Origin of the sequence: Chitinophaga sp. Hz27 (assembly GCF_042263525.1) — a bacterium.
In the GTDB taxonomy this organism is placed as follows: domain Bacteria; phylum Bacteroidota; class Bacteroidia; order Chitinophagales; family Chitinophagaceae; genus Chitinophaga.
This window is the reverse complement of the sequence record NZ_JBHKFJ010000002.1, coordinates 303,745-317,666: the sequence shown is the minus strand read 5'-3', so window position 1 is coordinate 317,666 and position 13,922 is coordinate 303,745. Positions and strand designations below refer to the sequence as shown.

Here is a 13,922-nt window from a genome sequence, read left to right as displayed (position 1 = left end):
TGAATCATTAATGGTTACCATATTGAACTTCATCTGCAGGCAGCGGGAAGGTATAGCGGGCATCACTCATCGCAACAGTACTACCATCCACCTTAGCGGCATTGAGTCGCTTGAAGTAGTAGAATAACTGTCCTTCTGCATAAAACTCCTTCTTATACTCCTTGGTGATTTCAGTGGTAAAATTGATCGCAGAGATATTAGCTGGCAATGCGGTCAATCCTCTGTGCGTTCTTACGGCATTGAGGTAATCAACGCCTGCAGGCACTCCCGAACACTCGGCAGCGATATAGTATACTTCGCTTAACCGGATGATAGGAATCTGGTTCTTCATATAATTGCTCACCATATTATCCTGGTAATAACGCGCCGTACAATTGGTGGTAACCACTGGTGCAAACTGATTCAGGTAACGCAGATCAGAACTACCGCCAGCACTGGTTTCGAACAGTGTACCCAATGCTTTTGTGGTAATACTGTAAGTTGGTGTACTACTCACGTTAGCAGATTTGAAATAGGAATCGTTGGTTGTTTTCAGATCATAATCATACAATGCAAACAACAGCTCTCTGGCAAAAATCCTGTCTCTATCATATGTAGTGGTAGCATTTGCCGGGATTACCCATGGAAATAAACTGGTGTTATTGATTACTTCCTGTGCTGCGGCCAAAGCGCCAACCTTATCACCTGCGTATAGTCGTATACGTGCTTCCAGTCCTTTACAAGCCCAGTAGTTCAGGTGATTGCGGGTATAAGTCTGGAACTGATCATCGGCCACATCTTCGCGAATAGTTTTATCCGCAGCCAATAAGGCAGCAGCGTCTGTAAGGTCTGCCAGGCAGAGGTCCAGCACCTGTTTGATGCTGCTCATATCAGTAGCTTGTACCTTAAACTGCTTCACATACGGGATCGCCAGTTTGGATTGATCTACCGCAGGAGAAGAGCCGAACAAACGCAGCAGATCGAAGTGCATCAAAGCGCGCAGCGCAAGCGCTTCTCCCTTCACCTGGTTATAACTGTTTCCATTAAACAATCCTTTTGAAGCATCTATATTGGTGAGGATATTATTTACGTTACCAATAGCACCATACATCTCTGACCAAACAGAAGCCATACTATTAATCACATTAGGATCTGTGAAGTTGTATGTCTGAAACATATACTCTACTGCTGTAGAGGAAGCCACGGTGGTATAACGTTGTCCTAGCAGGTCAACAGGGCCCATGGTCAGTTTCCAGCCATACAAATTACTGCTACCCATAGCCAGGTATACACCTGTGAGCGCATCTTTGTACCCCTGTGAACTACTGAGCATTTCAGATTCCCTGACCTGTGTTTTAGGACTTACGTCCAGCCATTTTTTACAGCTGCTGCCTGTGATTACAACCAGAGATAAAAAGAGGAATACGAGATTATTACGTTTCATAAATTTCTTTTTAAAGGTTAGAAGGAGGCAGATATATTGAAGGAAAAATTACGTGCGAACGGATAATCCAATCCTCTTTCTATTGTAATGGAAGACCAACGTGTAAGCTCATTACCTGTCAATGCCAGTCGAACGTTGCTCATCTTCCAACGCTGTGAAATACCTTCCGGAATGGTGTATCCGAGGGTAGCAGTCGCGAAATTCAGGTAAGAGTTATTTTGCACGAAACGGCTGGTAGCGAAAGTCGCTTCGTTAGAACCAAAGGAGAAACCATTCTCAGAAACAAGGCCACGGAACATTGTAACGTCACCAGGTTTTTTCCATCTGCCATTCAATACTCTCTCATCCAACTGATAGCGCAAGTCAGCATTCTCTATTCTTGTTGCCAGGGTAGAGTTATACATCTGCTGATTCAGCTGGTAGTTGAAACCCAGTATTACAGAGAAACCTTTAATTGTGAAGTTGGCCATGATATTACCAGAGAGATCTGCAAAGCCATCACCAACAATTACCTTGTCTTTAGGACTCCACGTGTACGTAAGTGTTCCATCCTGCTTGATGAATACTTCCTTACCGGAAGCAGGATCGATGCCATTGGAGCGGACTGCCCAGATAGCGGTAGGACTATGTCCCTCAACGAACCTGCTCTGTGGTTGCTTCTGGTCGTTCTTATCATTCTTATCATTCAGTGCTTTGAGGGAATTGGAGATGTGAGAAATAATAGAGCGGTTATGCAGTCCGTTTACCATGACACTCAAATAAGTATTTTTCTTATCATCACGAAATGCGAAGCCTGTTACGCTGAAGTCCAGACCAGTATTACGCAACGCACCAACGTTTTCCTTATAGCTGCTCACACCAGTGGAAGGAGCTGTATTTACGTCCAGGATAAGGCTTTCTGTATTTTCTTTGTAGTAGTTGAAATCAAAGATGAAATAGTTATTGAAGAAAGCACCGTTGATATGATAGTTTGTTTTCAGCGTTTGCTGCCAGCTGATGTTAGGGTTTCCATAGCCCATCAGTGTAGCACCTACCATACCCTGGTAGCTTTGAGTGGTATTATATTTATAGGTAGTGATACCCAGGTTTGGCGGGAAGTTCACACTACCGGTAGAACCATAGGTAAGACCAGCTCTCAGGGCGTTCACCCATTTAAGGTCCTTGAGCAATGATTCTTTTTTGATATTCCAGGCCGCGCCCACGCTCCAGAATGGTGCTACTCTTTTATCAGCACCAAACTGGCTGGAGCCATCCAGGCTATAGGAGAGATCAGCAGAATATTTTCCATCATAGGTATAGTTGAAAGAAGCACCTGCAGAGATCAACCGGGTAATATTGGCAGTACCTCCAGGTTTGGTATTTGGCGCAAAGCCGTTACCAAACTGCAGCTGGTCCAGTCTTTCAGATGGAAAACCTGTTACTACGTAACTAGCGTCATCACTGCTTGTTTGCGCGCCGCTTACACGCGCAGTGGCAAACAGCATGCTTCTTCCTATCAGCTTACTGTAATCCAATGATACAGCTCCCTGGAAAGTGGTAAATTTAGAATTGTCTTTTGTATAGCTACCTTTCAGCGTAGGATCTATCTGGCCGTTAAAAGAACTATGCGTTGCCGGCAGAAACAGATTGGACTCATCTCCCTGACGCATAATATTTGCATTGGCTAATAAATGCAGGCTTTTATCTAATCTCCAATCGATATACAACTGCTCGTTGAAGTTGGAATATTCTGAATTATTAACGGTATGTAAACTGGCGTCATACAATGGGTTGGCAAAGTTGGTAAGTGCAATGCCATCGGTAGAGATGTATTGTTCCAGGAAACGTTTTAAATGGCCGGTACTATCATATGGTGTCCAGTACTGGTTTTGCTTGGTATAGTCCGAGAAGGTGCCATAGTTGGAATTCACGGCCTTGTTATAAGCGATGGACAATACGTTTTTAACGATCAGGTTTTTCTTGTTATAGCTGAGGTTCATTTCCAGGCGATAGTTTTTTCTACCTGAATTTTTCATTACACCAGCATTATCACTGAAAGAACCATTGATACCGTAACGGATATAATCATCGCCACCTTCGAGGTAGAGCGAGTGTGATTGTCCGAAGGCGCTGCGTAAAGGTTTGGACAGCCAGTAGGTATTTACTCCTTTTGCTACTGCCTCTTTGCGCATAGAAAGGATGCCTTGCAGGTTGTAGTAATCTGACTCACGGTTACTATTAAACTGCCCAGTGAGTTCTTCTACTGCCAGTTTATCTTTTGCGTTGAGCAGATGATATACAGATAAGTCAGGCGCTTCGAGGAATGCTGTACCACTGTAAGACAGGCGTGTTTTACCAGGCAATGGCTGTTTCGTTTCCACCACGATTACACCATTTGCAGCCCTGGAACCATACATGGCAGTAGCTGCCGCATCTTTCAATATGGAGATAGAGGCGATTCTGTTGATATCGAGATCGTATATACGTTGCAAGCTCACCTCAAAACCATCCAGTATCAGTAAAGGCTGGCTGGGGTTGGTGCTGTATGTTGCCTTGAAATCCGCACCAGACATAGTAGCACCGGTAGTTCCCTGCACCGGGAAGTTGTTCACGCCCCGGAGGTTAATCTCTGGGAGCTTATTAGGATTGCTACCATTGGCAAGGTTTTCAGGCAGACGTACAGCGGCATCAAACATTCTGATAGCACTAAAAACGTTTGTCATATTCATTTTCCTGAGATCATCCCCTTTGATGGTAGTGGCTACCCCGGTGAAGTTTTCTTTAGGACGTTTGAACATACCTGTAGATACCATGGCACCTTCCAGTTGAATCGGTTTTGGCGACAGTTGAATATCATATTTACCACTATGCGTCACCGTTACGGTGGTTACTTCATAACCGATAAGTTTCGCTACCAGCTTGGCTTTTCCAGAAGGAATCGTCAGCGTATATTCACCACTGACATCACTGGAAGTACCCAGAGAAGTTCCCATTACTGCGATGGAAACACCTGCGAGTGGTAAGCCGGTGCTTTTATCCAGGACAGCACCGTTGATACGAATTTCCTCTGCTATACCAGCATTTCGGAGGCTGGCACCATTATCTATAACACCCGCGGGTGGCCTTTCTCTTACAATAATAGTATTGTAACTGACTTCATACGTCAGTGGTAAATCAGAGAAGCAAGCATCCAGTGCTTCTTTCAGCTTTACTTCATCCAGTTTGAGATCTACAGTACCGGCAGCTTTAATTAATTGAGGGTCATAAACGAACTCAAATCCAGTTTGCTGGCGGATAGATTCAAAAACTTTTTTCAATGTCAGCCTATGGCCGGTAAGTGTAACTGATTGAGAATAGCTGGCAGCACTTACCTGTAGCAGAGCGGCTAACATTAAAACCGCTGTTAGTTTCATAATCAACAACATTTTGGTTGATGGCAACCAGGCCGGACGCCTGACTTGCTTGCATAGCATTTCTTTCATACTTTCGTACTGTTTAGGTAGTTAATTCAGCATTTTGACGGATGCTAGTGTTAATGTAAGTGCCTGAACAATCGCCGGAAGTGCTGGAACACTTCCGGTTTTGTTCATTTAAAGGCATAGCAATATCATCTCCATTAATAATGGTGGTAAATGGTGACAGAGCGATAAGCTATTGTGTTACTGTTGGTTTTTGATAATCAGTCTTTTTTTCTCTTACTTTCTGGTTGATAATTTTTTGCTGACATAAATTTTCTGGTCTCTGATCGTGAAGCGAGCCTTCCCGGCTGCTTCCAGGACGTATAATAAGTCTTCAATGTGTTGCTTTCTTTGAATGGCTCCCGTTAAGGTTATACCCGTCAAATCTTCCTCATAAACGACATCCACGTCATACCAACGGGATATCTGGCGCATAATCATTTTTATATCATTGTCTTCAAACACAAACCAGCCTTTCTTCCAGGCGATTACATTATCTGTATTTACATTGGAAATAGTCATTAATTCATTGTCTGCGCCTGCTGCCTGTTGTCCGGGTTGCAGTACCACGGATTGCTGCTGATGTTGTACTTTCACTGCACCTGTGAGCAGTGTTGTGCTGATTTTATTTTCGTCAGGATATGCGGAGATATTAAAGCTTGTACCCAAAACTGCAATATCCTGGCCGCCTGCTTCCACTTTAAACGGTAGATTGGCGTGTTGTGCTACATCAAAACAGGCTTCACCTTCCAGTATTATTTTTCTCTCTTTAATAAAATTACTTGTAAACCGTAACCTGGATGCTGCGTTTAGCCATACCCGTGAGCCATCTGGTAATATCATCGCAAATTGGCCGCCACGGGGAGTTCTGAGCTCACTGTAACTACTATTGGCATCAACATTTCCCGCATTTTCAATTTTAACCAGGCCACTATCGGCTTTTGCTACCGCCAAGCCTCTACTCGACCATTGGCTACCAGTAGCCATGGTATCCAGTTCCATGAGCCGGCCACCCGCCAGTTGCAATGTGGCTTTGTCTTTCCCTGGCAGAATAGCCACCTGCTTCGTTATAGCCTGACGAGGATATAACCACCACGCACCAGCAGCTATGACGGCTGCTAAACAGGCCGCTGCAGCATATTTCCACCAGGAAATGGTTCGGATGCTGGACTGTGAATCTATCTGCTGATTGATACGTTTGAATAGCGCTTCGTCAGCAGCACCGCTATTGGATTGCACCATGATGGATTCATATTCCAGCATGATGGCATGATACTTTTCCGCAGGTTGTTGCTGCAGCCACTGCTGTAATGTGGCAACATCCTCCGGAGTATGTTGTCCGGCTGCGATTCTTTCCAATATTGGACGATAGTTCATAGCGTGCTATAGTATAAAAACGTTTGGGATAAATGAAAGGGGACGGTTGTCAAAAAATATTTTTTAAGAAAAAATAATACACAGTAAAATGATCAGGGTAATATTGATGTCGCCATACTGCCGAATATAGCTGCGAATGAAGCTACTAGCCAGATGCAGCTGTTTTTTCACTACTGCTACAGAAACATTTTGGTTTTCGGCAATTTCAGCCCAGGACATATCACGTTGGGTACTTAGTTCAAAAATGACCCTTCTTCTTTCCGGCATTTTGCGGATGGCTTCCTGTACAAGGTTGTTATATTCCCGATACTGTTGTTCTAATTCAGGGTGGATGGCACTTTCGGGGATCTCTCCAGGCAATAGCTGTTTCTGCTGCTGGCGGAAGATGTCCAGCAGTCGGTTGCGGCCCATACGATAGAGGTAGTATTCAAACCGCTCCATTCCAACGAAAGTTTCTCTTTTAAGCCAGACCTTTACAAATATATCCTGGGTAATCTCCTCAATTAAATGGATATCTGCAGTAAACGGCAATAGGTAGCGATATAACTTTGGTTGATAATGGTAATATAAACTGGTATAGGCGCTTCTATCCCCCTCCGCTAACTGGCGAAGCAGTCCAACTTCATTGTCCATGCCGTGAATATAGCTGTTTAAGGCAGAATTTTATAATTATAGTATTAACATTTGCTGTTATTTTTCTGTAGAGAGATAGCTAGAGAGATAAGATGTTTGTTGTACACTTTTTTTTAAGAGCATGTGGCAAAAAAAATCCCGGCAGCATTATTTGCTGCCGGGATTATATTTTTCCAATAAACGTAGCTATTAAATTCCGCGTTTAGGATCGAAGTTTTCCAATTCCTGTGCTACTGCCGTTAGGAAGGTAGCACCGAGAGAACCATCTACGATTCTGTGATCGTAAGACATAGACAGGTACATCATATGTCTGATGGCGATAGAATCACCTTGTTCTGTTTCGATAACAACAGGACGTTTTTTGATAGCGCCTACTGCCAGGATAGCCACTTGTGGTTGGTTAATGATAGGTGTTCCCATCAAACTACCGAAAGTACCTACGTTGGTGAGGGTGAAGGTACCACTCTGTGTATCTTCTGGTTTCAGCTTATTGTTACGAGCAGCATTAGCCAGGCTGTTTACCTGTTTGGTGATGCCTACCAGATTGAGCTGGTCTGCACTTTTAATAACAGGAACGATCAGGTTACCGCTAGGTAAAGCGGTGGCCATGCCTACGTTGATGTCTTTTTTGATAATGATTTTATCACCATCGAGGGAGCAGTTGATCAGCGGGAATCGTTTGATACATTTCACGATAGCTTCGATAAACAGTGGAGTGAAAGTTAATTTCTCTCCTTCTCTCTTTTCGAATTCGCCTTTCATGCGATCACGCCATTTCACCATGTTGGTAACATCAGCTTCTGCGAAGCTGGTTACGTGTGGACTTACTTGTTTGCTCATCACCATGTGGTTGGCGATCAGTTTACGCATGCGGTCCATTTCGATGATTTCCACGTTGCCGCTATAGGTAGGAGAAGCAACGGTGGTGGCAACGGCTGTACGTGGGGCTGCAGCAGCGGCTGCGGCGCCTTGTGTAGCGTTGGTGACAACATTAGCCACTACTTTACCTTCTTTGAGGTCGGCAATGTATTGGAGGATGTCTTTTTTGGTGACGCGACCATCTGTACCGGATCCTTGAATTTTTTCCAGTTCTGCCAGGCTTACACCTTCCTGCTGGGCGATATTAAGCACCAGTGGTGAATAAAAGCGGGTACCGCTGCCGGAAGTAACCGGAGCTGCAGATTCATGCTGGGTAGCTACAGCAGGAGCTGCGGCAGCTGTAAATTTCGGTTCAGTAGTTACAGGGGATGCAGGAGTTACGACTGCAGCGGCGTCGGCATTGGTGTTAATGCGTGCAATGACAGTACCTACAGGGACAACATCATTTTCCTGGAATAGCAGTTCAGTGATTTCTCCTTCTGCAATAGAAGGAACTTCACTGTCTACCTTGTCGGTGGCAATTTCCAGCACGGTTTCGTCCACTTTAACGTGGTCGCCCGGCTTTTTATGCCAGCGCAGGATAGTAGCTTCCATGATGCTCTCCCCCATTTTCGGCATTACCAATTCTACAATAGCCATAAGATTGATTTTAGCTTTGATGTTAGCTTAATTAGTGCGGGACAAAAATAAGGGAATTGTATTAATTCAGACCTTCCGGTTCCAGCTCCAGAATGAGCTTCCTTAATTCGTTCATCGCATAAACGGCTGCCATCTGTGTATTTCTTTCCCTGTCGTAGCGCAGGTGATATTTTACGGTGACGCTTTTTTCCTTGCTGCCAACGGCTATCCATACGGTGCCCACGGGCTTTTCTTCTGTGCCGCCGGTAGGGCCCATGATACCAGAAATGGCGATTGCATAGTCTACCTCCAGCACGTCGAGTGCGCCGGCCAGCATTTCTCTTACTGTTTCTTCACTGACAGCTCCATAGGCCTGTAATGTAGCTGGCTTGACGCCTAAAAGCTTCATTTTCATTTCATTGGAATATGTCACTGTACTGCCTTTAAAATAGGCAGAACTACCAGAAATGGCTGTAATCCAGCTACTTATTAATCCGCCGGTGCAGCTTTCTGCAGTGCCAATCGTCTTGTTCCGTTGCAGGAGCAGCTGTCCTAATACTTCACCCATGCTCACATCCGAGTCGGTGACAGCGATATCAGTGAGGCGTTCTTTCAGTTCAGTGAAATAGAGGGCCAGCTCAGTGGCGGTACTGAGTTTGTCTTTGCCCAGGGCGGTGAGGCGCAATTTGAGCAGGCTATAGCTGGGAAGGTAAGCCAGTTTGATATGTGGTGGTAGTTTGGCTTCAAAATCTACCAGTCTTTCCGCAACGAAAGACTCTCCCATGCCTGAAGTGATCAGGGTATGGTGTACTACTGCAGGCGTACGGAAATGAGACTCCAGGCGGGGAAGCACATAATCCTCCATAATGCCTTTCATTTCATGTGGTACGCCCGGCATGGACACATATATTTTTTCGTCTTTCTCGAACCACATGCCTGGAGCGGTGCCACGTAAGTTAGGTATTACGGTGGCGGCTTCCGGCACCAGCGACTGATCTACATTTCGCTGGAGGATAGGCAGGCCGCGGCTTTCGAACATATACAGTACCCGTTGCAGCGTTTCGCGGTCCTGTACCAGACGGGTATTGAAATATTCGCAGAGCGTGGGTTTGGTGATATCATCAGCTGTGGGGCCGAGGCCACCGGTCATTAGCACAATATCGGAGAGGGCAGCTTCAGCAGCCAGTACATCCAGGATATCTTCCCGGATATCTCCAATGGCTACACGACGATGTACCCAAATGCCCATGGCATTCAGTTGCTGGGCCATCCAGGCCGAATTGGTATCGATGGTTTGTCCGATCAGCAGTTCATCGCCAATGGTAACGATACTGACAGTTATCTTATTCACTTGCTTGGGATTTTATTGAAAAAATGGTTCCAGCCGTTCTTTAAGTGCCTGTGGCAGCCCGGATTTTTGTTTGGTAACAGCATCTACAAACACTAAGGTTGTAACACCCACATTCAGCAACTCCCCTTTTTCATTATACAATTCGCTATGGAACTGGATTTTTGAACTCTTAGGAAGCTCTTTTAATATAGTCTTTACCGTTATGAGATTATCATAATAAGCGGGCCTGAAATATTTTATATTCAACTCAGCTACAGGCATCATCACGCCTTGTTCTTCCAGCTCACGGTAGGTAAAGCCCAGTTCGCGGATGGCTTCTGCCCTGCCTACTTCAAAATACAAACCATAATTTCCATAATAGAGGTAGCCCATCTGGTCTGTTTCTCCATATCTTACCCGGATCGTTGTTGTACTGATAAACATGGTCCAATCTGTTTTTATATAAATTTATGCTATCAGGTTATCTATAGATACCCTGCCAGGGCCGATGAAGAGGATAACAGTAAACGCTGCCAGAAACATTACTGGCTGCTCTATCCTTAACAAGGGCTCATGTGCATGCACCACAAAAATACTAACTGCCATGCAAATAATGAGCGGAACTGTTGCCAGCCGGGTCAGTAATCCTACGATAATGAAGATAGCACAGGCTACTTCTGCGAAAATTGTAAGCGCCAGCCAGGTAGTATGTCCGATGTGTAAAGGATCAGGAAAAGCGTTTTGTTTAGCCGCAAAATTGATTAGTAATGGCCATCCATGCAATAAAATCAATCCCCCGAAAATCACCCGCAAAATGAGCATAGAAAAGTGAACAGCACCATTCGTAAAGCTGGCAGAAAACAGTTTTCTCATAGTAGGTAAGGTTTTTGCTAATAAAAATCTTTTTCCAAGATAATGATAACATCCTTGCCGCCTATACGGAGTTATCCACATTGTGTAGAACACAGGCGAAAAAGAACAGATATAACATATATATTTGCTTCCAACCGTTCTGGCAGGCGTTATTAAGCCATAGCACCGGGCCCGAACAGCGGAACAACGAATCATAATCATCTAGTAATCGCCCGGCCGGAAAATAATTCTGCCCGGTATTCGTTTTAATCGCATATTCAAGATAATAGCAAAACATGCAGGTCATAAGAAAAATTATTGTTCCCGGACATCTGTACTTATCCCTATTCGCTTTTGCTGGAGCAGGAGTAGCAGGCATATCTTCCGCCCAGGCACAGCAAACCCGTATTTACACAGACCCGGAAAAAGCCTTTAAAGATGCACAGCAATATTTCCAACACGGAAAATATGCTGTATCCATGCAACTCTTTAAACAGACTATCGACAATATCGATTACTGGCACGAAACCAATCGTGACCTGGTAAAATCAGATGCCTACTACTATTATACTATCTGCGCACTGAAACTACAACAGGCAAACGCGGAATACCTTGCCCAGCAATATCTCAAAAACTTCAATAATAATGCCCGCGAACAAATGGTAAGCTACCAGCTGGCAAAATATTATTTCCATGAGAATAAGCTGAAAGAAGCCATTCCTTACTACGAACACGCTAATATCGATAATCTCTCCAACGAAGAAATCGCAGACGCCAAATTCGAACTGGCTTACTGTTATTTCAACGTGAAAGATTTTAAGAAAGCACAGCCCCTGTTCGCTTCCATCAAGGAAATACAAGGCAAATATTATATTCCGGCTAACTACTATTACGGCTATATCGCTTACAACAACAGGCAATACAACGAGGCACTGAAAAGCTTCCAGAAAGTAGCAGACGATCCTAAATACAGTAACGTCGTTCCTTACTATATTGCCGAAATATATTACTTCCAGGGCAAAGCAGATCAGCTGATCGCCTACGGCGAACCTCTGGTGCAGAAAGGTGGCCAATACTATGAGGCAGAACTCAAACAACTCCTCGGTAAAGCCTATTTCGAGAAGAAAGATTATAAAAAAGCACTCCCTTATCTGCAAGAATTCCAGGATAATTCAGAAGATGTAAGAAATGAGGACATCTACCAACTGTCTTACTCCTACTATCAAACTGGCAACCTGCAAAAAGCAATCAACGGCTTTAAACAACTGAGTAGTGCCAAAGATTCACTGGGACAGAATTCCATGTATCTCCTCGGCGACTGCTACCTCCGTACCGGTCAGAAAACGAATGCTAGAAACGCCTTCGCCTATTGCGCCAACAATAGTTCTAACGCTCAACAGCAGGAAATCTCCAGATTCAACTATGGTAAGCTTTCCTATGAGTTAGGCTATACAGATGTGGCACTCTCTGAGCTGAGCAGCTTCGTTAAAAAATATCCGAATTCAGAATACAATAAAGAGGCTCGCGAAATCATGGTAAACCTCTTCATGAATTCCAACAACTATAAAGAGGGGCTGGCTACCATCGAAATGATTCCTGATAAAAACCAGACCGTACTGAAAGCCTACCAGAAGGTAGCTTTCGGCCGCGCTACACAGCTCATCAACGATGGTCAGCTGGCAGAAGCCGACAGACTGCTGGATATCGCCATCAAGAATCCTTACGACAACCAGATCAAACAACTGGCTTACTTCTGGAAAGGAGAAATAGCACTACGTCAGAACAAAACAGAAGCTGCTATCTCTAACCTCAACACCTATATGGGCAGTACCGCCATCGTTTCTGGCGAAGCAAATGCTCAAACAGCCAGCTATAACCTGGGTTATAGTTTGCTAAAACAGGACCGTTTCAGCGAAGCATTGCCATGGTTCGAAACCGCACAGAAAGCCAGCGGCCCTAATGCGCAACGTATCAGCAACGACGCTACCTTACGTTCTGCCGATTGCTACTATATGCTACGTCAGTTCCCTAAAGCATTATCACTGTACGACAGGGTAATCAGTAATAATGATCCAGGCGCCGATTATGCAACCTATCAAAAAGCGATCATACTCGGATTACAAGGCAAACAAAGTGAGAAATTAGCGCTGCTGAAACAATTAGGAAATAAATTCCCTAGTAGCAATTTCAGCAATGAAACAGATATCGAAATTGCCAATACTTACCTGGCAGCAGAGAAATTCAACGAAGCCATTCCTTACCTGGAAAATGTGCTGCAGAAACAGCCTAACGGCCCTAATGCACCACGCGCATTACTCAAATTAGGCCTGTGCTATTACAATAAAGACAACGAAACCAAAGCCCTGAGCTATTATCGCCAGGTGGTAGAGAAATTCCCAGGATCACCAGAAAGCAATGAAGCACTGCAAAGTGTTAAAGCAATTTATGTAGGCCAGGGAAAAACTGATGACTACCTCGCATTCCTGAAAGCAAATGGTAAATCAGTGAGCGCATCTGCTGAAGACTCCCTTGCTTATGCTGCTGCTGAAACACGCTTTACCAGCAATGACTGCAATGGCGCTATTATCGCGTTTAACAACTACATCCGCAAATATCCTGACGGACAATTTATTCTGCCTGCCAATTTCTATAAAGCAGAATGCAGCTATAACAATAAAGACTATACGACAGCGTTACCAGCATACGAATTCGTATTGTCCCGCAACAATAGCCTCTACGCAGAACGCTCCGCGCTTCAGGCAGCAAATATTAACTATTACCAGGTTAAGAATTATGATAAAGCACGCGGCTATTACCTGCAGTTACAGGACCTGGCTACCAGCAAGGAAAACAGCCTGAATGCCACCCGTGGTTTATTACGTTCTACGTATATGCTGAAACGTTGGGACGAAGTAACCAACTACTCAGAAATGCTGCTGGCAGGAAGTAACAATAGTACCGATGATCAGATCCTCGGACATTTCTACCATGCAAAAGCATTAAAACAAAACAGTCAGTATCCAGCTGCTATCGCTGAATTCAAAACTGTCTGCAACCTGACCAAATCAGAAATCGGTGCAGAAGCACGTTACGATATTGCCGACAGCTACCTGCAACAAAACGACCTGGAAGCCGCTGAGAAAGCAGGTTTCGATGTGATCAAGAATACCGCCTCCTACGAGTACTGGGTAGCAAAAGCCTATATCCTGCTGGGTGATGTTTATTCCAAACAACAGGATTATTTCAATGCCAAAGCCACTTATCAGAGTATCGTCACCAACGCTACCATTCCGGAGCTGAAACAAGAGGCTAAAGATAAACTGGCAAAAGCCGAAGCTGACGAAAAAGCAGCAGGCAAAAAGAAGAAATAACA

At 44.5% G+C, this 13,922-nt stretch carries 9 protein-coding genes; 1 reads left to right on the top strand and 8 read right to left on the bottom strand.

Annotated elements, in window-relative coordinates:
- Nucleotides 1-7 precede the first annotated feature (7 nt).
- The 8 genes from ACE38W_RS05165 to ACE38W_RS05130 all read right to left on the bottom strand — a co-directional run bounded on the left by ACE38W_RS05165 (nt 8) and on the right by ACE38W_RS05130 (nt 10,570).
- On the bottom strand, nt 8-1,423 hold the full coding sequence (locus ACE38W_RS05165) for a RagB/SusD family nutrient uptake outer membrane protein (protein WP_375829246.1): 1,416 nt from the start codon (nt 1,421-1,423) through the stop codon (nt 8-10).
- Between the two features lie 17 nt (nt 1,424-1,440).
- On the bottom strand, nt 1,441-4,815 hold the full coding sequence (locus ACE38W_RS05160; protein WP_375829245.1) for a SusC/RagA family TonB-linked outer membrane protein: 3,375 nt from the start codon (nt 4,813-4,815) through the stop codon (nt 1,441-1,443).
- Nucleotides 4,816-5,097: 282 nt separating this feature from the next.
- Nucleotides 5,098-6,237, bottom strand: coding sequence for a FecR domain-containing protein (locus ACE38W_RS05155; protein ID WP_375829244.1), 1,140 nt, complete (start codon nt 6,235-6,237; stop codon nt 5,098-5,100).
- Nucleotides 6,238-6,300: 63 nt separating this feature from the next.
- Nucleotides 6,301-6,870: an RNA polymerase sigma factor gene (locus tag ACE38W_RS05150; protein WP_375829242.1), complete on the bottom strand. Its 570-nt coding sequence runs from the start codon at nt 6,868-6,870 to the stop codon at nt 6,301-6,303.
- A gap of 189 nt (nt 6,871-7,059) precedes the next feature.
- The gene (locus ACE38W_RS05145; RefSeq protein WP_375829241.1) at nt 7,060-8,388 is read right to left on the bottom strand and encodes a dihydrolipoamide acetyltransferase family protein; all 1,329 of its coding nucleotides are present in this window, start codon (nt 8,386-8,388) and stop codon (nt 7,060-7,062) included.
- A gap of 61 nt (nt 8,389-8,449) precedes the next feature.
- A complete protein-coding gene (locus ACE38W_RS05140; RefSeq protein WP_375829240.1) occupies nt 8,450-9,718 on the bottom strand; it encodes a CinA family nicotinamide mononucleotide deamidase-related protein in 1,269 nt (422 codons plus the stop codon).
- Nucleotides 9,719-9,730: 12 nt separating this feature from the next.
- Nucleotides 9,731-10,141 carry an acyl-CoA thioesterase gene (locus tag ACE38W_RS05135; RefSeq protein WP_375829239.1) on the bottom strand — a complete coding sequence of 137 codons (411 nt, stop codon included), beginning with the start codon at nt 10,139-10,141 and terminating at the stop codon, nt 9,731-9,733.
- Between the two features lie 24 nt (nt 10,142-10,165).
- Nucleotides 10,166-10,570: a DoxX family protein gene (locus tag ACE38W_RS05130; protein WP_375829237.1), complete on the bottom strand. Its 405-nt coding sequence runs from the start codon at nt 10,568-10,570 to the stop codon at nt 10,166-10,168.
- Between the two features lie 275 nt (nt 10,571-10,845).
- Between ACE38W_RS05130 and ACE38W_RS05125 the strand changes: the two genes are divergently transcribed.
- Nucleotides 10,846-13,920, top strand: a complete 3,075-nt coding sequence (locus ACE38W_RS05125; protein WP_375829235.1) for a tetratricopeptide repeat protein — start codon at nt 10,846-10,848, stop codon at nt 13,918-13,920.
- The last annotated feature ends 2 nt before the right edge of the window (nt 13,921-13,922 follow it).